Below are 257 nucleotides of genomic sequence, written 5' to 3'. Positions count from 1 at the left end.
CATATCCATTATCTATAGCATTCTCAAAATCACTACCAGTTAAAGCTACACCATCAACATATATTTTTTTTACTTCATATCCCTTCTCTGGAGTAAAATAATATGTAAGTTGGTCCCCCTGATATATCAAACACGTACCAAGATTAGATATGTTTCCACCTACTCCCGCGGTTGCATTGAATCTATATTTAGACGGAGCACCGATTATATCGACAAGACATTGATTACTTGTGACACTGCCACCATCCCAACATGTA

1 protein-coding gene is annotated in these 257 nt (G+C 37.0%); it reads right to left on the bottom strand.

Annotated features, from left to right (window positions below; translation table 11 throughout):
* Positions 1-257: hypothetical protein (locus tag RAD10_RS42215; RefSeq protein ID WP_461622055.1), on the bottom strand; the 257-nt coding region annotated here is incomplete at both ends.

Source organism: Bradyrhizobium sp. 23AC (genome assembly GCF_054863025.1).
The sequence above is the reverse complement of the archived record's forward strand: the minus strand, read 5'-3'. Positions and strand labels throughout refer to the sequence as shown.